Here is a 21,656-nt window from a genome sequence, read left to right on the forward strand (position 1 = left end):
GTAATTCCCGATCCTTTTCCGCTCGCGCCCGAACGCCGACAAGGCGGCAAGGAGGGAGACCACGCATGACCTATTCGACCCTGATGGTGCACCTCGACGGTGGCCGCCCCAATGCCGCGCTGCTCGATGTCGCCGCCGCGCTCGCCGACCAGTATGACGCCGCGGTGATCGGGATCGCGGCCTGCCGGCCGATCCCGATCGCGACGTGCGACGGCTATCTCGGCGGCGAATATGCGGTGATCGAGCGCGAGATCGTCGCCGACGAACTCGCCCGCGCCGAGACCGAGTTCCACGCGCACGAACGGCTCGCGCGGCACAGTCTCGAATGGCGGTCGCTCCCGACGCTCGCCAACCTCGCGCACGTCGTCGCGGAGCAGGCGCGCGCCGCCGATCTGATCATCACCACCGCCGGGCCTGGCTTTGCCGATCTCGCGACGCATGCCGATACCGGGGACCTGATCCTGCGCGCGGGCCGCCCGGTGCTCGTCGTTCCCGACGGTCCCGCGACCGCGACCTTCTCGACCATCATGGTCGCGTGGACCGACACGCGCGAATGCCGCCGCGCGATCAGCGATGCGCTGCCGATGCTCCGCGCCGCCGACCGCGTCGTGATCGCCGAAGTCGCGATCGACCCGATCGACGCACGCGCACCGATCGACGATGCCGCCGCCTGGCTCGCGCGCCACGGCGTCGATGCGGACAAGGTCGTCGCGCGGATGAAGGGGACCAGCATCGACACGCTCGCCGCCCTCGCCGACGAGGTCGAGGCGGACCTCGTCGTCGCGGGCGCCTATGGCCACAGCCGGATCCGCGAATGGGCATTCGGCGGCGTGACGCGAGACCTGTTGCTGCGCAGCCGGCGCTGCACTTTGTTGTCGCATTGAGCGATGACACGCTGCGCAATCCGCAAGTATCTGGGAACGCTCGCAGTAATAAATCCAAGACTTGGGACTGGCGGTACAATATTGTTCGCGATAACGGCAGTCGAAGGAGTATTGGCGTATAGTGGCTAATTCGCCTAACATGAGTCATGTTGCGATGTCGGCTGTCGATACCTCGACTCCCGGCGAATCGGAACCGTTCGCCGAACAGGGCCCATCGCTCAATGACTTGCCGCTTCGCGCCACGAGCAATCGTACCGCCCGCGTGATCGCGTCCCAATCTGGGGAGGGCCACGAGACGCCAGAATCCGTCGCGCGCGGCGATGCGACGCTGGCGGAGGAACTCGGGCTGCTGATCGATGGCGCCACGACCTATGCGATCTACATGCTCGATCCGCAGGGCCGGGTGACGATCTGGAACCGCGGCGCCGAGCGGATCAAGGGCTGGGCGGAGGCGGAGATCATCGGCCGCGACTTCGCGATCTTCTATCCCGCCGACGATATCGCCGCGGGCAGGCCGCACGCCGACCTCGCACGCGCGCACGCCTGCGGACGGATCGAGGAGGAGAGCTGGCGGGTCCGCAAGGACGGCTCCGAATTCCTCGCGCACGTCACGATCACCGCGCTCCACGACGACGCGGGCGCGCTGCGCGGGTTCGGCAAGGTCATCCGCGACATCACGCAGGACAAGGCCGCCGAGGCCGCGATCGTGCGGCGCGAACATCATCTCCGCTCCATCCTGAACACCGTTCCCGATGCGATGATCGTGATGAACGAAAACGGCATCGTCTCGTCGTTCAGCGCCGCGGCCGAACTCGTCTTCGGCTATGCGGCGAGCGACGTCATCGGCCAGAACGTCGCGATGCTGATGCCGCAGACCGAGGCGCGCGATCACGACCGGCATCTGCGCACCTACCGCGAGACGGGCGAGCGCCACGTGATCGGCAACGTCCGGCTCGAGCACGCGATGCGCAACGGCGGCGAGACCTTCCCGATCGAGCTCGCGGTCGGCGAAGCGTCGATCGCGGGCGAACGGATCTTCACCGGGTTCATCCGCGATCTGACCAACCGCCGTGCGACGGAACGCCGCCTGCAGGAGCTGCAGTCCGAGCTCGTCCATGTCTCGCGGGTCAGCGCGATGGGGACGATGGCGTCGACGCTGGCGCACGAGATCAACCAGCCGCTGACCGCGATCGCCAATTATCTGGAGGCGGCGCGGGCGATGATCGGCGACAGCCCCGACGCGTTGCTTTCGGAGATCGCCGAGGCGCTGGAGCTGGCGGCGGCGCAGTCGTTGCGCGCAGGCGCGATCGTCCGGCGGGTCCGCGCGTTCGTCGACGGCGGCGATACCGGGTTCCGCGACGAACGGCTCGACCTGCTCGTCGAGGAGGCGACCAGCCTCGGCCTGCTCGGCGCGCGCGAGGCGGGGATCACCGTCGCCACCCATGTCGCACCGGGCGGCGCGATGGTGCTGGTCGATCGCATCCAGATCCAGCAGGTGCTCGTCAACCTGATCCGCAACGCGATCCAGTCGATGGCGGCCTCGCCCGACAAGGTGCTGACGATCGCCACCGCGCCCGAACGCGACGGCTGCATGCAGATCACCGTCGCCGACACCGGCACCGGGATCGACGCCGCGGTGCGCGCGCGCCTGTTCGAGGCGTTCGCGACCACCAAGGAGGACGGCATGGGGCTCGGCCTGTCGATTTGCCGGACGATCGTCGAGGCACATGGCGGACGGATCTGGGCGGAGGGAATCGCCACCGGCGGCACCGCCTTCCACTTCACCGTGCCGCTCGCCGCCCGCCCGGATTCCTCTGAAACAGCCGACCAAGGGCAACGCCGGTGACCGATCCGACCCGCATCGTCCATATCGTCGACGACGACGAGGCGATCCGCCAGTCGATCGGCTTCCTCCTGCGCAAGAGCGGCTATGCGGTCGAGACCTATCCCAGCGGCACGCAGTTCCTGAAGTCAGCCACGCGCGAGACTCGCGGCTGCGTGCTGCTCGACGTCCGGATGCCCGATCTCGACGGACTGGAGGTGCAGGCGCGGCTCGCCCAGTCGGGCATCACGCTGCCGGTGATCATGCTGACCGGGCACGGCGACGTGACGCTGGCGGTCCGCGCGATCAAGGCGGGCGCGATCGAGTTTCTCGAAAAGCCGTTCGAACGCACCGCCCTGCTCGCCGCGATCGAGACCGCGCTCGCACACGCCGCACGGACGAACCGGGAACAGCTCGCCGCGGTCGATGCGCGCATCAGGCTCGCCGCGCTCACCCCGCGCGAACGCGACGTGCTCGACGGCATGGTGCTCGGCCGCCCGAACAAGCTGATCGCGTTCGACCTCGACATCGCCACGCGCACCGTCGAGGTCCACCGCGCCAACCTGATGGACAAGCTGGCCGCGCGCAGCCTGTCGGACGTCCTGCGCATCGCATTTGCGGCCGGGTTGGGCGGCCCTGCCGAGCCGGGCTGACCCCCTCGCCTACTACGTACAGACGCATGCCGACGCGCATGGCATCCAGGGGTCCGACAAGGACGCCCGATGACAAGCCACCCCATCCCGCCGCATGACGGCATCGCCGTCTCGCTGGTCGACGGCGATCCCGCGCTCCGTCGCGCGCGCCAGATCATGCTGCTCTCCGAAGCCTATGACGTGCGCTCCTATGCGACCGGCGCGGCGCTGCTCGCGGATCCCCGCTCGCGCGCGGTCGCGTGCATCGTCGTCGATATCGGCGGCAGCGGCATGGACACGCTCCACGCGATGCGGCGATCGGGGTGGCGCGGCGGCGCGATCCTGCTCGGCACCGCCCCCGCGCCCGCGCTGGTCCACGCGGCCGAACGCAATGGCGACCGCCTGCTCGACCGTGCCGCGGGCGACGCCCCCCTCCTCACCGCGATCGCCGGATCGATCGCGGGTCGCAGGTCCGAAGGCTAAATCAGCTGGCGAGCTTAAGCGTCAAACGAGGCCGCGGCGCCCCGCGTCCCAACGCCAGTGCCAAGACCGGCAAGACCGCACGCCGCGGGGTCGCGACCGGCGGCTCGGTGATCAGGCACGGCACCGCAGCAGCGAGTGCGCTGAGCCGAGCGGCGTACAGCCGCGCGAGCGTCTCATGTGCAGCACGCGCGCACGGCCCCGCCGCGGCATCGGCCATCGCGCGCGTGGCAGCGAGGCGGCGCTGGATGTAGAGCATCTCGGTCTGGATGGCGTTCATCACAAATTCCCCGCTGGTCCGCGCCCGCTGCCGCACCATGCGGGGTCTGGAGAGCTGATCCACATCAAGACACTATCGCGAGTGGGCCATAGAGTCGGGCATCGGGAAACACGTAATCCCCGGGTTTCGTCAGGCGAGCGTGGCGGCGTGACGCGCGATCTGCACATCTTCCTGCGAGGGCAGTATCCGGATTTCCAACCCCGGCACCCATGCCAGCCCCGCCCGGATCGCGCGCGCGGTCGGCGCATCATGCTCCCCGATCCCGCCGGTCAGCACGAGCATGTCCGCCCCCCCGAGCGCCGCGATCATCGCGGCGATCTGCTTGCACACCGACCGCTCGAACATGCGGATCGCCAGGTCCGACTCATCGGTCGCGGCGGCGCGCAGGATCCGCATGTCCCCGGACACGCCGGACACCCCGGCCATGCCCGATGCATGATCGACCAGCGTCGCCAGCGCGGGCGCGTCGAGCCCGGTTTCGCGCAACAGGTGCAGCAGCACGCCCGGATCGAGATCGCCCGTCCGCGTCGCCATCATCACGCCGCCGGTCGGGGTCAGTCCCATGCTGGTGTCGATCGACCGGCCATCGCGCACCGCCGTCACGCTCGCGCCATTGCCGAGATGCGCGATCACCAGCCGCGCGGGCAACTCGCTGCCGAGCTGGCGCACGATCGACTCGCACGACAACCCGTGGAAGCCATAGCGGCGGATCCCGCTCGCGCGGTAGGCGCGCGGGATCGGCAGCGTCGTGGCGAGATCGGGCATCCCCGCATGGAACGCGGTATCGAAACACGCGACCTGCGGCACCCCCGGATAGCGCGCGCCCGCCACGCGGATCAGCGCCAGCGACGCCGGCCCGTGCAACGGCGCGAACGCGCACGCCGTCGCCAGATCCGCCATCACCGCATCGTCGATCCGGCAATGCGCGTCGCGATGCGGCCCGCCATGGACGATCCGGTGGCCGATCACCGTCGGTGCCGGCCAACCCTGCACCGTCTTCTCGATCGCGTCGAAGACATGGCCATGGTCGTCGGTCGTCTCGATCGTCCCGCCAACCAGCAGGACCACCGCATCCTCGACCGCGTACAGCCCGTATTTCAGCGACGACGACCCGCTGTTGAGCGCCAGAACGACCGCGCCCGCCACTAGCGCGACCATTGCCAGTCACGCACCTCCGGCAGATCGTCACCCTCTTCGGCGATATGCAGCTTGTGCCGCTCCATGGTCGTCCAATAGCGCGCGGTCTCGCGCGGAACATGATCGCGCAGCCGCGGAATCCGTTCGATCGCATCGAGCGCCAGCCGATAGCGATCGAGATCGTTCAGCACTACCATGTCGAACGGCGTCGTCGTCGTGCCCATCTCCTTATAGCCGCGGACATGGATGTTCGCATGGTTGGCGCGTCGATAGGTCAGCTTGTGGATCATCGCCGGATAGCCGTGGAACGCGAAGATCACGGGCGTGTCGGTCGTGAACAGCGCATCGAACTCGCGCTCGTCGAGCCCGTGGAGATGTTCGGATCGCGGCTGCAAGCTCATCAGGTCGACTACGTTGACCACCCGGATACGGATGTCGGGCACATAGGCACGCAGCATCGTCACCGCCGCCAGCGTCTCGAGCGTCGGCACGTCGCCCGCACACGCCATCACCACGTCGGGGTCGGCATCGTCGCCCGCCCAGTCCCAGATCCCTGCGCCCGCGGTACAGTGCCGCACCGCCGCGTCGATCCCGAGCCACTGCCATTCGGGCTGCTTGCCCACGACGATCACGTTCACATAGCCGCGGCTGCGCAGACAGTGATCGCCCACCGACAGCAGACAGTTCGCATCGGGCGGCAGATAGATCCGCGCGACGTCGGCGGTTTTGTTCGCGACGTGATCGATGAACCCCGGATCCTGGTGCGACAGCCCGTTATGATCCTGCCGCCAGACATGCGAGGTCAGCAGATAGTTGAGCGACGCGATCGGCCGCCGCCACGGGATGCCGCGCGTGACCTTCAGCCATTTCGCATGCTGGTTGACCATCGAATCAACGATGTGGACGAACGCCTCGTAGCACGAGAACAGCCCGTGCCGCCCGGTCAGCAGATACCCCTCGAGCCAGCCCTGGCACAGATGCTCGCTCAGCACCTCCATCACCCGGCCGTCGGGGCCGAGATGCTCGTCGACCGGCTCGATCTCCGCCATCCAGACCTTGCCCGACACGTCGTACACGTCGGCAAGCCGGTTCGACGCGGTCTCGTCGGGCCCGAACAGGCGGAAATTCACGCTCGCGAGGTTGAGCTTCATCACGTCGCGCAGATAACGCCCCAGCACGCGCGTCGCCTCCGCCTTCATTTGGCCCGGCGCTTCGACCGGCACCGCATACGCCCGGAAATCGGGCAGCGACAGCGGCACCATCAGCTCGCCGCCATTGGCATGCGGATTCGATCCCATCCGCCGGTGCCCGGTCGGCGCGAGCGACGCATAGTCCGCGAGGAACTTGCCCGACGCGTCGAACAGCTCCTCGGGGCGATAGCTGCGCATCCAGTCCTCGAGCTGGCGCAGATGCTCGGGATCCTTGAAGTCCGCGATCGGCACCTGATGTGCGCGCCACGTGCCCTCGACCGGCTTGCCGTCGACGATCTTCGGCCCGGTCCACCCCTTTGGCGTGCGGAACACGATCATCGGCCAGCGCGGCCGCGCCGGCGTCGCGCCCGGCATGCGCGCCGCGGCCTGGATCGCGTGGATCTTCGCCAGCGCCTTGTCGAGCGCGGTGGCGAGCTGCTGGTGGACGGCGGCGGGGTCGCTGCCCCCGACATAATAGGGCTCATGCCCATAGCCGCGCAGCAACGCATCGAGCTCATGCCCGTCGATCCGCGCGAGGATCGTCGGGTTGGCGATCTTGAAGCCGTTGAGGTGCAGGATCGGCAGCACCGCGCCGTCGCGCTCGGGGTTGAGGAACTTGTTCGAATGCCAGCTCGCCGCCAGCGCGCCCGTCTCCGCCTCGCCGTCGCCGATCACGCACGCGACCAGCAGGTCCGGATTGTCGAACGCCGCGCCGTAAGCATGCGCCAGCGAATAGCCGAGCTCGCCGCCCTCATGGATCGATCCCGGCGTCTCGGGCGCGACATGGCTCGGGATCCCGCCCGGCCATGAGAATTGCCGGAACAGCCGGTGCATGCCGCTGCGGCTCCGCTCGATCGCCGGATAGCGTTCGGTGTACGAGCCCTCCAGATAGGTGTTCGCCACCAGCCCCGGCCCGCCATGACCCGGCCCGATGATGTTGATCATGTCGAGGTCATGCTCGACGATCAGGCGGTTGAGATGGACGTAGAGGAAGTTCAGCCCCGGCGTCGTCCCCCAATGACCGAGCAGCCGCGGCTTCACGTCGGCGATCGTCAGCGGCCGTTCGAGCAGCGCGTTGTCGCGCAGATAGATCTGGCCGACCGACAGATAGTTTGCGGCGCGCCAATAGGCGTCCATCCGGCGCAGCATGTCGGGCGACAGCGGCCGCGTCTTGGTCGGCGCAAGCGTTGCAGCATCGCTCATGTCCGGTTTCGCAGCCGTGACGCGCAATCGGCGGCGGAGCGCGGTGTGTAGGGCATATGGTTTCCTTCGATGGGCATGCGGTTCAGCATGCGATGCGCGCGACGAGTCCCGGATCGGCCAACAGCGCCTCGTCGCCGAACGCGATCTGCGCGCAGGTCCGGCGCGCCTGCGCGGCGACATCCTGGAGGTGGAGGCTGGCGGCAGACGGGGTCAGGCCCGGCACGATCTGGGTAAATCGCCGATGCTCCTGCGATCGCATCCCGAAGGCGTGGACGACATATTGGTCGAAGACAGCGTTCAGCCCCTGACCCTGCCCCTGTTCGTCGAGCCAAGTCTTGCTGGCCGCCGACGTCGAGAAGCTTAGCAGGCGCCGTCCCCCGAGCAGGTCGGTCCGTACCCGGCCCTGCATCGGCTCAGGTTTCACCCCCGCGCCGAACACCCGCTCGACATAGCCCTTGAGCATCGCCGGCGCGCTCCCGAACCAGATCGGGTAGATCAGCACGAACACGTCGCACCCGTCGATCGCGGCGATCTCGTCCAACACGTCCTGGCGACAGGCCGGGCTCGGCAGAGTCGGGCGCTCCGCCGCGGGCAGCACGGGGTCGAACCCGATCGCATACAGGTCGCGCAGGACGACGCGCTGCCCGGCCGCGACGACCGTGTCGCGGTAGGTCCGTGCGATCGCGTGATTGAAGCTCGCCGGATCGGGGTGGCACAGGATCACCGCATGGCCCGCGCCCGGTGAAGTTCGCTCGTCGACGATCATCGCAACGTCCTCGCAGGAAAGCTCCGCCCGCGCTGCGGCGACCGGCGGATCGGAGTTCGGAAAGTTGTGGTCGGTCTACCCGATCGCGATCGGCCCCGTGCCCCTCGGGAACTACGCAGAGCCGGGAGGAACCATCGCCCGAGCCGATTCGCATCGGCGACTCGGGATCCGGCGAGTATCGGCTGCGACCGCCCATTGCGGGACCGGTCACACTGAAATTACCGGATTGAAGGCGCCGGATCGTGCCCGGAAGCGCAATCTGCGCCTTCCGATGCATTTCCGGGGTTGGCTTCCTTGCCACTGCGCCATAAAGCGACGGCAACTCACCATTGCGCCGCTGCGCGTCGAAAGCCTTTCTACCATGCAGATCATCGTTCGCGACAACAATGTCGATCAAGCCCTCCGCGCTCTCAAGAAGAAGCTGCAGCGCGAAGGCGTCTATCGTGAAATGAAGTTGCGCCGTCACTACGAGAAGCCCTCGGAGAAGCGCGCACGTGAGCATGCCGCTGCCGTGAGCCGCGCTCGCAAGGCAGACCGCAAGCGGGCCGAACGCGACAATTAAGTCCCGCAGCTGAGCGGTTCGCCGCTCGCTGGGAATATGATGACGGGGGCAGGATCGATCGATCCGCCCCCGCTTGTCGTCCGACGCCCTTCGCGTGCCGGCGGCATTTTGCGTGCATAAGCCCCGCGCTATGCCGTTGCGGACACCGTGTGCCGCCCCGATACGTCTCGGCGACACCGCGCAGCTATCCTACGTTACATTGACGCGTGTTTTCGTCCTGTTCGAGGAACGAATTCTAGTCCCTGACGCTCCTTAGACGACACAGGAGACGTTTGATGGACGACAATCGGGTTTGGAATTTCGAAGAGAGCCTCTGGACGGGCGACGCCGACCAGTATCACGCACTCATCGATGACGAGTGCGTCATGGTGCTGCCGGAGCAGCCCTTCGTCCTAACTGGCGCACAGGCGATCGAGACGGTCTCGAAGACGCCGCGCTGGTCGAGCGTCACGTTCAGCGAGCAGCAGATCATGCGCCCGCAAGAGGGGCTGATCGCGATCGCCTACAAGGCCGAGGCGCAGCGCGAGGGCGCCGATGGCTATGTCGCCTATTGCACGACGACGATGCGCCGGCTCGAACATGAGGAATGGCGCGTGGTCCAGCACCAGCAGACGCCTGCGCCGATCGCGTCCGCCGCATAACAGGAATGACCTTGGTCCGGCATTGCGGCGGGTCGATCCCACGCGCTTTGCCGGGCAATGCTGCTATGGATGCGATGGATTGCCATCCGGCGGTGCCTCGCCGGTGGCCCCTCTCGCTCAAGTAGGTTGCATGCCCCACGCCAGCAATATCGTCTTTTGCGACGGTCCCGACAGTCCGAACGCGTTCGACACGATCCCGCTCCAGTCGCGGACCGGCACGCTCGACGCGCTATGTCCCGTCTGTCGCGGCCGCGGGCAATGGAACACCGAGATCGATCTCGTCAGCTTCCGCTGCCGTCGCACGACCTGCGATGCGTGCCACGGCGCGGGCTGGGTCGAGACCGGCAGCGATCCGGTCGGCCTGCCGGATATCGTCCTGGGCCCGACCGGACATCCCCAATGGACCGTCCGCTACCATGATGATCGAGCGCATGACGCGATCGATCCCGCCAAACCGGGACTTGCCACCCACGAAGCCGGCACTTGACCCGCAACCTATTTCCGGCGGCGGAAAATATTTCATTCCGCAATGCAGCAAATCCTCGCAGGCAATACAGCCACTTACCCGCTTTCCCCTACGGATTGCCCGGCATGGCGGACTCGACGGTGGGAACGGCCGCGACTCCGAACCGTTGCAGTAGGGGCAGCCGCTTCGGCTGATACATGAGAGAGTGACTTATGATTAAATCTTGGATTCTCGGCGTTTCCGCCGTTGCGATGACCGCACTGCCGGTCGCAGCCAACGCAGCGCCTGCTGTGAACCCCGCGCAGTCGCTGTCGGTCGCATCGTCGGTCCGCACCGGCACGGCTACTTCGAAGTCGAGCAAGCTTGCCGGCCTCCAGGAGTCGAGCATCGTTCCGATCGTCATCGGCGCAGGCATTCTCGCGGGCGTCGCCTATCTGATCATCGATCACGAAGACGACAACTCCGACAGCAACTAAGCGAATGGGCCGGTAACCCCGGCCCATTTTCGTGTCGCCGATCGACGGCGCTACGCCCTGCGCAGCCCGTCGATCGCCGTCATGGCCCCCGAACTTTCCAGCGCCGCCAGCTTGGCAGCTATCAACACGCGCAGCTCCGAGTCGGGCCTAAACGACAACAGTCCGAACAGCCCGTCGACACGCTCCTGCGTCGTCACCGCATCGCGGACCGCTTTTCCCAGCCGGTCGCTCATCGGATCGTCGATCGCGAAGACCTCCCCCGCATCGGTAACGCCCGACTGCCACCGCATCCACGCCGCCACCGCCAGCGCGAGCGCATCGACCGGCAGCCCCGCCGCGCAACGCTCCGCCATCGGCGCCAACAGCCGCTGCGGCAATTTCTGCGACCCGTCCATCGCGATCTGCCGCGTGCGATGCTGGAGCGCCGGGTTGGCGAACCGCGCCATCAACGCCCCACGATACTGCGCGATATCGAGCCCGGCAGGCGGATCGAGCGTCGCTGCACTCTCGTCCCACAACGCCTCCACAAACGCCCGTCCCTCGGGCCGCGCGACCATCTCGTGCACGAAGTCGAGCCCGGCCAGTCCGCCCAGATACGCGATCCCCGAATGCGCGCCGTTGAGCAGCCGCAGCTTCGCATCCTCCCACGGCGCCACCGCATCGGTCAGCTGGACACCGAACGCCGCCAGATCGGGCCGTTCGCCCGCAAAGCGATCCTCGATCACCCACTGGGTGAACGGCTCCGCCTTCACCATCGCCTGATCCTCGACACCCAGCGTCGCGCGCGTCGCAGCGATGTCGTCCGCCGTCGTGGCCGGCACGATCCGGTCGACCATCGTCTGCGGAAACGTCACCGCCGCGGCGATCCAGTCGCGCAAGGCCGGGTCGTGCGCCCCCGCCATCGCCAGCACTGCATCGCGCAGGAGCGTACCGTTATGCGGCAGATTGTCGCACGACAGGATCGTCAGCGGACCGAGACCCGCCGCGTGCCGTGCCGCCAGCCCGGCCACCAGAAACCCGGGCGCGGTCCGCGGGGCATCGAGCGAGGCCAGGTCGTGCGCGACGTCAGCGTCGCCGCCCTGCAACAGCCCCGTCGCGGAATCGAGCTTATACCCCTTCTCGGTGATCGTCAGCGTGACGATATGCGTGTCCACCGACGCGAGGGCCGCAACGACCGCGGCCGGATCCTCGGGCGCGACCAGCACGTCCATCACAGCGCCGATCACCTGCAACCGCTCGCCCGCGCCGTCGCGCACCACGAGCGTATAGAGTCCGTTCTGCGGCGCGAGCTGATCGCGCACGCCGGCAGATCGCAGCGACACGCCGGTGATTCCCCAGCGCAGGTCGCCCGCGGCCAGCGCCTGCTCGAACACCGCCGCCTGATGCGCGCGGTGGAACGCGCCAATGCCCAGATGCACCACGCCGCGGGTCACGCGCGACCGGTCATAGCCGGGCCGGACGACGCCCGCGGGCAGCCGGTCGAGCGTTTCCTGCGACAATCTCACAGCCGATACGCCTGCTTGACGAGATCATAGGCGAGCGCGCGCGCGACCTCATGCGCCTCGTCCTCCTCCAGCCGGTGCTCGACCACCAGCTGCGCGAGAAACCCGCAGTCCATCCGCCGCGCGACATCGTGCCGCGCCGGGATTGAGAGGAACGCCCGCGTATCGTCGTTGAACCCGACCGTGTTGTAGAAGCCCGCGGTCTCCGTCGCGCGCTCGCGGAACCGCCGCATCCCTTCGGGGCTGTCATGGAACCACCACGGCGGCCCCAGCCGCAACGCCGGATAATGCCCGGCAAGCGGCGCCAGTTCGCGGGAATAGGTATCCTCGTCGAGCGTGAACAGGATCAGCGTCAGCCGGGGATCGTTACCGAACCGGTCGAGCAAAGGCTTCAGCGCGCGGACGAACTCGCCGGGCAGCGGGATGTCGCCGCCCTTGTCGCGGCCGAAGCGTGCGAGCACCTGCGCATTGTGGCTGCGCGATACGGCGGGGTGAAGCTGCATCACCATCCCGTCCTCGACCGACATCGCCGCCATCTCGGTCAGCGTCTGCGCGCGGAAGAGTTCCGCCTCCGCAGGCTTCGGGTCCGCCATCACGCGCGCATAGAGCGCCTCGGCCTCGGCACGCGTCAGGTCCGCGGTCGCTGCCGACGGATGCCCGTGATCGGTTGAGGTCGCGCCCGCCGCGCGGAACCGCGCGCGGTGGAAGCGGTGCGCGGCCAGATAGCCCGCATAGCTGCCGACGTCTTCGTTCGCGGTCTCGCCGAAGCGGCGGACGTTGGCGGCGAAGCCCGGCGTGTCGGGATCGACGACCGGGTCGGGGCGATAGGCGGTGACGACCCGCCCCTGCCACCCACTCGCGCGGATCGCGGCATGGTGCTCGAGCGGGTCGAGCGGGCTCTCCGTGGTCGCGATCAGCTCGATCCCGAACCGGTCGAACAGCGCGCGGGGGCGGAATGCGGGGGTCTTGAGCGCAGCATCGATCGTGTCGAAATACAGGTCCGCGGTCGCGGGTTCGAGGCGCACGTCGATCCCGAACGCCTCGGCGAACACCCAGTCGAGCCACATCCGCGATGGCGTGCCGCGAAACAGGTGATAGTTGTCGGCGAAGATCCGCCAGATTTTCCGCGGATCGCTTTCCGTGGGGCTGCCATCGACCGTCGGCACGCCCAGCGCGTCGAGCGGCACGCCCTGGCTGTAGAGCATGCGAAACACGTAGTGATCGGGCACGATCAGCAGCGAGGCCGGATCGCTGAACGCCTCGTCGCGCGCGAACCAGGCCGGGTCGGTATGGCCGTGCGGACTGACGATCGGCAGGTCCTTCACGCCCGCATGCAGCGCGCGCGCAATGTCGCGCGTCCGGCCATCGGCGGGGAAAAGGCGGTCGGGGTGCAGGCGTAGCGGCTGGGTCATGCAAGGCGTTCCGGATCGACGGGGGTGTAGTGCGGGACGAGCAGGTGGATCACCAGCAATGCGACGAGATAGGCGCAACCGGCAACCGCGAAAATCGGTCCATAGCTGCCGACCCCGGCCAGAATAGTCCCTGCGAACTTGGCCATCAGCATGCCACCGCATGCGCCGGCCAGCCCGCCCAGACCGATCACCGACCCGCCCATGCCGCGCGGAAACAGATCGCCGGGGATCGCATAGACGTTGGCGGAGAAGCCCTGGTGACACGCGCACGCCAGCCCGATCGCCGCGACCGCCCACCATAGCCCAGGGGCCTGCGCGGCGAAGATGATCGGCAGCGCGAACAACGCGCACACGAACAACGCGGTCTTGCGCGCGCGGTTCGGCGTCGCGCCCTTGCTAAGCAGTCGCGACGAGAACCAGCCGCCCGCGATCGATCCGACATCGGCCAGCACATAGACCGCGACCAGCGGCGGCCCGAAATCGAGCATCTTCACGCCGTACTGCCGGTTGAAGAAATCGGGCAGCCAGAACAGGAACGTCCACCAGACCGGATCGATCAGGAACCGCCCGAGCATATACGCCCATGTCTGCCGCAACCGCAGCAGCGTGCGCCAGCGGACGGGCTTGGCGGCGGGTACCGGGTCGGCCTCGATCCAGGCCAGTTCCTCGGGCGTGACGCGGCGGTGCTTACGCGGCGTGCGGTAGAAAGCGAGCCACGCGACCAGCCAGATCACCGTCAGCGCGCCGGTCGCGATGAACGCCATACGCCAGCCGAACGTCACCGCGATCACCGGCACGATCAGCGGCGTGAGGATCGCCCCGACGTTCGAGCCCGCGTTGAAGATGCCGATCGCCAGAGCGCGTTCGCGTTGCGGAAACCATTCATTGGCCGCAGCGAGCGCGGCGGGAAACGCGCCGGCCTCGCCGATCGCGAGCGGGATGCGCGCGAAGATCATCATGCCGGCGCTGGTGAACAGCGCGTGCGCGACATGGCCGATCGTCCACAGGGTCACCGCGACCGCATAGCCGATCTTGGCGCCGACCCGGTCGACGAACCGGCCGAACAGCACATAGGCGATGCCGTAGGCGGCCTGGAATGCGATGGCGAGATCGGCATAGCCCTGCTCGCTCCAAGCGTAGCGCGCCTGGAGTTCGGGTTTCAGCACGGGCAGCACGAGGCGGTCGATATAGCTGAGCGCCACCGCCGCGAAGAGCAGCGCACAGACGATCCAGCGGACTTTCCCGCGCGGCTTTTCGGGCGCGGCGGCGGCTCCGGTCACCAGTTGCACAGCGTGCCGTCCTCGAGACGCGCGACCGGGAGATAGGCGCGCTTATAGTCGTAGGTCGCGGCGAGATCCTCGTCGATGTCGACGCCCAGCCCCGGCGAGTCGCCCGGATGCATCATGCCGTCGTCGAAGCTGTACGCATGCGGGAAGACCGCATCGGTCTCGTCGGTATGCGGCATATGCTCCTGCACGCCGAAATTGGGCACCGACAGCCCGAAATGCAGCGCCGCCGCCATCGCCACCGGCGACAGGTCGGTCGCGCCATGGCAGCCGGTCCGCACTTGGTACAGGTCGGCGAGCGAGGCGATCCGGCGCAGATGCGTGATTCCGCCCGCATGCACCACGGTCGCGCGGATATAGTCGATCAGCTGGTTCTGGATCAGGTCCTTGGCGTCCCAGATCGAATTGAACACCTCGCCCACCGCGATCGGCGTCGTCGTGTGGTGGCGGATCAGCTTGAACGCCTCCTGATTCTCGGCCGGCGTCGGATCCTCGATCCAGAACAGGTTATACGGCTCGAGCGCCTTGCCGAGCCGCCCCGCCTCGATCGGGGTCAACCGGTGGTGGATGTCGTGGAGCAGGTGGACGTCCCACCCCATCGCCTCGCGCGCCGCCTTGAACAACTCAGGGACGACGCGCAGATATTTCTCGGTCGACCACACGCTTTCGCTCGGCAGGTCGGCATCGGCGGGCTCGTAGCGCGCACCGTGCTTGGCGACGCCATAGGTCGAGGCGAGGCCGGGCACGCCGCATTGCAGGCGGATCGCCTTGTAGCCCTTGGCCTGCTCGGCCTTGGCGACCGCGATCGTGTCCTCGATCGTCGTGCCGTTGGCGTGCGCATAGACCATGCAGGCATCGCGCGCCGCGCCGCCCAGCAACTGATAGACCGGCATCCCCGCAAGCTTGCCCTTGATGTCCCACAGCGCGGTGTCGACCGCGGCGATCGCCGCCATCGTCACGGGCCCGCGCCGCCAATAGGCGCCCTTGTAGAGATACTGCCAGACATCCTCGATCCGGTGCGCGTCGCGGCCGATCAGGCACGGCACGACGTGATCGGTCAGATAGCTCGCGACGCTCAGCTCGCGACCGTTCAGCGTCGCGTCGCCGACGCCGGTGGTACCGTCGTCGCAGGTGATCTTCAGCGTGACGAAATTACGCCCCGGGCAGGTGACGATGACGCGGGCGGAAACGATCTTGGGCATCGCGGGTCCTTCAGGCGATTTCGAGGGTGGCAGTTTTCAGATGCGCCGAATCGGGGCCGGCCATGATCGTGAACAGCCCGGGCTCGACGACCTCGCGCATGTCCACGTCCCACAGCGCGAACGCGTCGGGGCCCAGCGTGAAGCGCAGCGTCCGCCGCTCGCCCGGCGCCAGCGTCACGCGTTCGAACCCCTTCAATTCCAGCAGCGGCCGCGCCACCGACGAGACCTGATCGCGGACATAGACCTGCACGACCTCGTCGCCGGCGCGCTGCCCGACATTGGCGACGTCGACCTCGACGCCGACGCTGCCCGCGACACCGATCTTCGCCGCCGACAGCCGCGGCGCGCTGATCTCGAAGCGCGTGTAGCTGAGCCCGTGGCCGAACGGGAACAGCGGCGCCGTCTCCGCGAACAGATAGCCGCGCTGAGTCGACGGCTTGCGGTTGTAATAGAACGGCACCTGCCCGACTTCGCGCACCACGGTCACGGGCAGCTTGGCGCCCGGATTGATCCGCCCGAACAGCGCCTCGGCCATCGCCGTGCCGCCCTCCTGCCCCGGATACCAGCATTCCAGCACCGCATTCGCCTTCGCCATCACGGTCGGCCAGCTCGGCGGCCGCCCGTTGATCGCGGTCACCACGATCGGCTTGCCAAGCGCATGCAGCGCCTCGAACAACGCATTCTGCTCGCCGATCAGATCGAGCGTGGTGCGATCGCCGAGATGGTTCGCCGAGAACCCCTCGCGACTGGTCTGCTCGGTATCGCCGATCGCCAGGATGATCGTGTCGGCACCACGCGCGACCTCGACCGCCTCGGCGATCAGCGCGCGGTTCTTGGCCGGATCGGCGAGCAGGACGGCGTCCTGCGACCGGTCGTCGCTCTGCGTGATGAACACGCCCTGCGCATGGACGATGGTGGCCGCATTGCCGACCAGCGCGCGCACGCCGTCGAGCAGCGTGACGCTCTGCCGCGGCGGCGCGGAATAGCCGCCGAGCCGCGCGATCGCCGCGTTGGGGCCGATCACCGCGATCCTGCCCTTGGGCGACAGCGGCAACGTGCCGTCATTGGTCAGCAGGCACAGCGCCTTCCGCGCGCCCTCCAGCGCAACGCCCCGCGCCTCGGCATTGCCGGTCAATCGAGCCGCGACGCGCGGATCGACCGCCGACTCCTCGAACAGCCCCGCGCGGAACTTCAGCGCCAGCATCCGCGCGCACGCGGTGTCGACCGCAGCGATCGGCACCGTCCCCGCGCGCACCTGCGCGGGCAGCGTCCGATACGCGATCCCGTCGGGCAACGCGCTGTCGACCCCCGCCGCCAGCGCCAGCCGCGCCGCGCCGGCCACGTCGGGCGCGATGTGGTGGATCGTGTCGAGTTCCTCGATCGCGCCGTAATCGCTGACGATCGCGCCCGAAAACCCCCATTCGCCGCGCAGCACGTCGCCGAGCAACCAGTGGTTCGCATGGCTCGGCACGCCGTCGATCTCGTTATAGGAGGGCATCACCGCGCCGATCCCGGTGCGGGTCACGACCGCGCGGAACGGCGGGAAGAAGCTTTCGCGCAGTTCACGCTCGCCAATCGGTGCCGGCCCGATATTGTTGCCCGCCTGCGGCTGACCGTGCCCCGTCATGTGCTTCAACGTCGCGAACACCTTGCCGGGGGCCAGCGTCCTGCTGTCGCCCTGCAGCCCCTCGACCGCGGCGACGCCCATCTCGCCGCACAGATACGGGTCCTCGCCGAACGTCTCCTCGATCCGCCCCCAGCGCGGATCGCGCGCGATGTCGACGACCGGCGACAGCGAAAGGTGGCTGCCATGCGCGCGGACTTCGCGGCCGATGATCGCCTGCGCGCGCCGCATCAGGTCGCGATCGAACGCGCCCGCCATGCCGATCGCCTGCGGGAACATCGTCGCATCGGGCGCCATGTAACCGTGCAGCGATTCCTCGTGGAAGATCACCGGAATGCCCAGCCGCGTGCCCCGCGCCCAGCGCTGAACCGCGTTGACGAACGCGATCGTGGAGGCCGACCCGCGCCACTGCGCGCCCGTACCGCCCGCGACCGCCGCGACCGACGGGCCGCCGCGCTTGTCGGAGGGCCGAGTCACCTGCCCGAACCCTGCCGGATACGCCGCGGTCGCGCGCGCCGGGTCGAAATCGAGCCCGCCCGGAGTCATCACGTCCGCCTTGGTCGCCCAGAGCGAAATGGTCTGGCCAACTTTTTCCTCCAGCGTCATCCGCGCCATCAGGTCACGCACGCGCAGGTCGACCGGTGCGCGCGCATCACGGTAGATCGGGAGCGCGGCGGCGGCCTGCGCGACACCGGGGATTAGCCCCGCGACGGACACCGATCCGAACAGCGCAAAAAGGTCGCGGCGGGTCGGCGTGATGGCCGGCGCGGTCGTCATCGTCTTCGTGCCGGACACCATTCTCTCCTAATGTTAAACGCGGCATTGCTGTCGAAGCCGTCGTCGTGATAGCGATAACATGGCTGATCATCCGCGATCCTGTCAATGTGGCGCGGAACGGCGGGAGAGGATTATGACGGCATTCGGTCGATCGATCGGTAAGTTCGCGCTGCTGTGTGCAGCGGTAATTGGTTTGACCGGACCGGCGCATGCCGAGGACGGCTACGACCTCTGGCTACGGTATCGCACCCCCGCGACAACAAGCAGTGCGCTGAAGATCGAGGCACGCGGCGATACGCCCACCCTCCGCGCCGCCGGCGAAGAATTGCGGCGCTCGAATTTCTTCGCCACCAAAGCCCCGACGATCCTGCTCGCCACCGCCACCGATCGCGACGTCGCCGCACTCCGCCTTCCGCTCGCCGCGCTCGGCGACGAGGGCTACCGGGTCGGCTACGTCACGCTGGGCAACCGCCGCACCCTGCTCGTCACCGGCAACACCGATCGCGGCGTACTCTACGGCAGCTTCGCGCTGCTGCGTCACCTCCAGACCGGTGGCAGCCTCGACCGGATCGACCTAACATCGACCCCGCGCGTCAAGCTGCGCGTGCTCAACCATTGGGACAATTTGGATGGCGTGGTCGAGCGCGGCTATGCCGGCGCGTCGCTCTGGGACTGGTGGACGCTCCCCGATTTCCGCGACCCGCGCTACACCGATTACGCGCGCGCCAATGCTTCGATCGGGATCAACGGCACCGTCCTCAACAACGTCAACGCGAAGGCGGACAGCCTCACCGCGCCGTACATCGCCAAGGCCGCGGCGCTGGCCGATGTGTTCCGGCCGTACGGAATCAAGGTATATCTGTCGGCGCGCTTCTCCGCCCCGATCGAGCTTGGCGGGCTGAAGACCGCCGACCCGCTCGACCCGCAGGTGGCGGCATGGTGGAAGGCGAAGACCGACGAGATCTATCGCAGCGTCCCCGACTTCGGCGGCTTCCTGGTCAAGGCGAACAGCGAGGGCCAGCCCGGCCCACGCGACTATCACCGCAGCCATGCCGACGGCGCCAACATGCTCGCCGCCGCAGTCGCGCCGCATGGCGGCATCGTGATGTGGCGCGCGTTCGTCTATGCCGAGACCGACCCCGAGGATCGCGCGAAACAGGCCTATACCGAGTTCAAACCGCTCGACGGCAAATTCGCTAAGAACGTCATCGTCCAGGTCAAGAACGGCGCGATCGACTTCCAGCCGCGCGAGCCGTTTCACCCGCTGTTCGGCGCGATGCCCAAGACGCCGCTGATGATCGAATTCCAGATCACCAAGGAATATCTCGGCTTTGCAACTCACCTCGCCTATCTCGGGCCGATGTTCGCCGAGACGCTCGGCAGCGAGACGATGCAGACACCGGGCGAGACCGTCGCAACGGTCGTCGATGGGGCAGCCGAGGGTCACACGCTGACCGGGATGGCGGGCGTCGCCAATATCGGTCGCGACCGCGATTGGGCAGGCTCCACCTTCAACCAGGCGAACTGGTACGCGTTCGGCCGGATGGCCTGGGACCCGACGCTCGGCGCCGCCCCCGTCGCGCGCGAATGGGCGGCGATGACGTTCGCGCCCGTCCCCGCGATCGTCGATCCGTTGGTCGCGATGATGATGGGCTCGCGCGAGGCGGTGGTCGATTACATGACGCCGCTCGGGCTCGCGCACGTCATGGCGACCGGCCATCATTATGGTCCGGGGCCGTGGGTGGCCAATCTCAAGCGCCCCGAATGGAACCCGGTCTATTACCACCGCGCCGACAAAGCAGGCATCGGCTTCGACCGGACGAAGACCGGCAGCGACGCGATCGCGCAGTACAGCCCCGCTCTGGCACGCCAGTTGGCAAACCCGGCGACCACCCCCGAACGCGACCTTCTCTGGTTCCACCATGTCGCATGGGATCGCCGGATGGCCTCGGGTCGCACGCTGTGGGCGGAGCTGGTCGACGACTATGACCAGGGGGTGGGCTATGTCGCGAGCATGCGCCGCCAATGGGATGCGCTGAAGCCCTCGATAGACTCGGCGCGCTGGGCGAAGACCGCGACCTATCTCGCGGTCCAGCAGCGCGAGGCGCAGTGGTGGCGCGATGCCAGCCTCGCCTATTGGATGTCGGTCAACGGCCTGCCGCTTCCCGCGGGCACTGCCGCCCCCGCGCACGACCTGGCCTGGTACAAGGCGCAGCATTTTCCCTACGCACCCGGCAACCCGCAATGATCCGCCGGCCCGATGGATGCACGGCGACCGAGCGAAAGGCTGATCGATGACACGCACCGATGGACCGATACTCTGTTTCGGCGAACTGCTGCTCAGGCTCTCGCCGCCGGGGCATGGCCCATTGTTCCGGGAGGCGCGGCTGGACGCGAATTTCGGCGGCGCGGAGGCCAATGTCGCGGTCGCGCTGGCGCGCCTCGGTATCGGCAGCGGAGTCATCTCCGCGGTTCCCGACGACGTCGTCGGCGACGCGGCGATCGATGCGTTGCGCCGGACGGGCGTCGACGTCTCGCGAATCCTGCGCGGGGATGGACGGCTGGGCCTCTATTATCTGGCGCCCGGCGCAGGGCTGCGCGCCTCGGCGATCGTCTACGACCGTCAGCACAGTCTGTTCGCGACGACCCCGGCGACCGCCTATGACTGGCACGCGCTGCTGGGGGGCGCCGCGCGACTGCATCTGTCGGGGATCAACCCGGCGATCGGTCCGGCGATGGCCGACGTCTGTCTCGCGGCGATGACCGCGGCGCGCGCGGTCGGCGTGCCCGTATCGTTCGACGGCAATTACCGCGCGAGCATGTGGGCGAAATGGTGCGCCGATCCGGCCGCCATCCTCCTTCCGCTCGTCGACCGCGCCGATCTGTTGTTCGGCAATCACCGCGACATCGCGCTGCTGCTGCGGCGGCCGATGGACGGAACCACCCCGCAAGGCCGACGCGACGCCGCGTTGGCGGCGTTCGACCGCTTCCCCAACCTCCGCCACATCGCCTCGATGTCGCGCGAGGTCCGCGACGCGGGCTGCAACACCTTGCGCGCGCGGATCGACACGCCGACCGACGTCATCGAGACCGACGCGGTAGAGGTGTCGGGGATCGTCGACCGGATCGGCACCGGCGACGCCTTCGCCGCGGGCGTCCTCGCAGACCTTGGCGAGGGGGCGGAGCGCGCCGCGCAGACCGGGCTCGCGCTGGCGGTGCTCAAGCACGCCACCCCCGGCGACCAGAGCGAAACGACGCCGCGCGACCTGGCGACGTTCCGTGAAGGCGGGTTCGACGTCCGCCGCTGAACAGCC

General features: G+C 68.0%; 19 protein-coding genes. 10 read left to right on the plus strand and 9 right to left on the minus strand.

Features of this window, described 5'->3' with window-relative positions; translation table 11 throughout:
• The first annotated feature begins 65 nt into the window (after nucleotides 1-65).
• From ASE79_RS01450 to ASE79_RS01465, 4 genes are all read left to right on the plus strand, one after another.
• A complete protein-coding gene (locus ASE79_RS01450) occupies nucleotides 66-884 on the plus strand; it encodes a universal stress protein (protein WP_056411139.1) in 819 nt (272 codons plus the stop codon).
• 262 nt (nucleotides 885-1,146) lie between these two features.
• Nucleotides 1,147-2,730, plus strand: a complete 1,584-nt coding sequence (locus tag ASE79_RS01455; RefSeq protein WP_235516709.1) for a PAS domain-containing sensor histidine kinase — start codon at nucleotides 1,147-1,149, stop codon at nucleotides 2,728-2,730.
• A complete protein-coding gene (locus ASE79_RS01460) occupies nucleotides 2,727-3,359 on the plus strand; it encodes a response regulator transcription factor (RefSeq protein WP_056411141.1) in 633 nt (210 codons plus the stop codon). Before ASE79_RS01455 ends, ASE79_RS01460 begins: the two co-directional genes overlap by 4 nt.
• 69 nt (nucleotides 3,360-3,428) lie before the next feature.
• On the plus strand, nucleotides 3,429-3,821 hold the full coding sequence (locus ASE79_RS01465) for a hypothetical protein (RefSeq protein WP_056411143.1): 393 nt from the start codon (nucleotides 3,429-3,431) through the stop codon (nucleotides 3,819-3,821).
• 1 nt (nucleotide 3,822) lies between these two features.
• Here the strand turns inward: ASE79_RS01465 and ASE79_RS01470 are convergent, their stop codons facing one another.
• The 4 genes from ASE79_RS01470 to ASE79_RS01485 form a co-directional block, all read right to left on the minus strand.
• Entirely contained in the window at nucleotides 3,823-4,098 is a 276-nt protein-coding gene (locus ASE79_RS01470) for a hypothetical protein (RefSeq protein WP_156359482.1), read from the minus strand.
• 129 nt (nucleotides 4,099-4,227) lie between these two features.
• Entirely contained in the window at nucleotides 4,228-5,256 is a 1,029-nt protein-coding gene (locus ASE79_RS01475) for an acetate/propionate family kinase (protein WP_056411148.1), read from the minus strand.
• The gene (locus ASE79_RS01480; RefSeq protein ID WP_056411151.1) at nucleotides 5,244-7,628 is read right to left on the minus strand and encodes a phosphoketolase; all 2,385 of its coding nucleotides are present in this window, start codon (nucleotides 7,626-7,628) and stop codon (nucleotides 5,244-5,246) included. The genes ASE79_RS01475 and ASE79_RS01480 overlap by 13 nt, the downstream gene beginning before the upstream one ends.
• Nucleotides 7,629-7,710: 82 nt before the next feature.
• Nucleotides 7,711-8,394, minus strand: coding sequence for an NAD(P)H-dependent oxidoreductase (locus tag ASE79_RS01485; protein ID WP_082444996.1), 684 nt, complete (start codon nucleotides 8,392-8,394; stop codon nucleotides 7,711-7,713).
• A 361-nt stretch (nucleotides 8,395-8,755) separates the two neighbouring features.
• On the opposite strand from ASE79_RS01485, the gene rpsU reads away from it, so the two are divergent.
• The 4 genes from rpsU (at nucleotide 8,756) to ASE79_RS01505 (ending at nucleotide 10,539) form a co-directional block, all read left to right on the plus strand.
• On the plus strand, nucleotides 8,756-8,956 hold the full coding sequence (rpsU, locus tag ASE79_RS01490) for a 30S ribosomal protein S21 (RefSeq protein ID WP_031393196.1): 201 nt from the start codon (nucleotides 8,756-8,758) through the stop codon (nucleotides 8,954-8,956).
• A 275-nt stretch (nucleotides 8,957-9,231) separates the two neighbouring features.
• Nucleotides 9,232-9,597 carry a DUF4440 domain-containing protein gene (locus tag ASE79_RS01495; protein ID WP_056411153.1) on the plus strand — a complete coding sequence of 122 codons (366 nt, stop codon included), beginning with the start codon at nucleotides 9,232-9,234 and terminating at the stop codon, nucleotides 9,595-9,597.
• Nucleotides 9,598-9,727: 130 nt separating this feature from the next.
• A complete protein-coding gene (locus tag ASE79_RS01500; RefSeq protein WP_235516710.1) occupies nucleotides 9,728-10,084 on the plus strand; it encodes a hypothetical protein in 357 nt (118 codons plus the stop codon).
• Between the two features lie 191 nt (nucleotides 10,085-10,275).
• Entirely contained in the window at nucleotides 10,276-10,539 is a 264-nt protein-coding gene (locus tag ASE79_RS01505) for a hypothetical protein (protein ID WP_082444997.1), read from the plus strand.
• 50 nt (nucleotides 10,540-10,589) lie between these two features.
• On the opposite strand, the gene ASE79_RS01510 is transcribed toward ASE79_RS01505, so the two are convergent.
• The 5 genes from ASE79_RS01510 to ASE79_RS01530 are packed head-to-tail and all read right to left on the minus strand — an operon-like array spanning nucleotide 10,590 to nucleotide 18,363.
• Nucleotides 10,590-12,044, minus strand: coding sequence for a mannitol dehydrogenase family protein (locus ASE79_RS01510; RefSeq protein WP_056411158.1), 1,455 nt, complete (start codon nucleotides 12,042-12,044; stop codon nucleotides 10,590-10,592).
• Nucleotides 12,041-13,453 carry a glucuronate isomerase gene (gene uxaC, locus ASE79_RS01515; RefSeq protein WP_056411160.1) on the minus strand — a complete coding sequence of 471 codons (1,413 nt, stop codon included), beginning with the start codon at nucleotides 13,451-13,453 and terminating at the stop codon, nucleotides 12,041-12,043. Before uxaC ends, ASE79_RS01510 begins: the two co-directional genes overlap by 4 nt.
• Nucleotides 13,450-14,733, minus strand: a complete 1,284-nt coding sequence (locus tag ASE79_RS01520) for an MFS transporter (protein WP_056413158.1) — start codon at nucleotides 14,731-14,733, stop codon at nucleotides 13,450-13,452. Before ASE79_RS01520 ends, uxaC begins: the two co-directional genes overlap by 4 nt.
• The gene (gene manD / locus ASE79_RS01525; RefSeq protein WP_056411162.1) at nucleotides 14,730-15,941 is read right to left on the minus strand and encodes a D-mannonate dehydratase ManD; all 1,212 of its coding nucleotides are present in this window, start codon (nucleotides 15,939-15,941) and stop codon (nucleotides 14,730-14,732) included. Before manD ends, ASE79_RS01520 begins: the two co-directional genes overlap by 4 nt.
• Before the next feature lie 10 nt (nucleotides 15,942-15,951).
• Nucleotides 15,952-18,363 (minus strand): glycoside hydrolase family 3 N-terminal domain-containing protein, encoded by a 2,412-nt coding sequence (locus ASE79_RS01530; RefSeq protein WP_334017223.1) that lies wholly within the window; start codon nucleotides 18,361-18,363, stop codon nucleotides 15,952-15,954.
• Nucleotides 18,364-18,475: 112 nt separating this feature from the next.
• Here ASE79_RS01530 and ASE79_RS01535 point away from each other — a divergent pair, with 112 nt between their 5' ends.
• Entirely contained in the window at nucleotides 18,476-20,590 is a 2,115-nt protein-coding gene (locus ASE79_RS01535; protein ID WP_056411164.1) for an alpha-glucuronidase family glycosyl hydrolase, read from the plus strand.
• Between the two features lie 46 nt (nucleotides 20,591-20,636).
• Nucleotides 20,637-21,650, plus strand: coding sequence for a sugar kinase (locus ASE79_RS01540; protein WP_056411166.1), 1,014 nt, complete (start codon nucleotides 20,637-20,639; stop codon nucleotides 21,648-21,650).
• Nucleotides 21,651-21,656: the final 6 nt, after the last annotated feature.

Origin of the sequence: Sphingomonas sp. Leaf28, assembly GCF_001421685.1 — a bacterium.
Classification (GTDB): Bacteria; Pseudomonadota; Alphaproteobacteria; order Sphingomonadales; family Sphingomonadaceae; genus Sphingomonas; species Sphingomonas aurantiaca.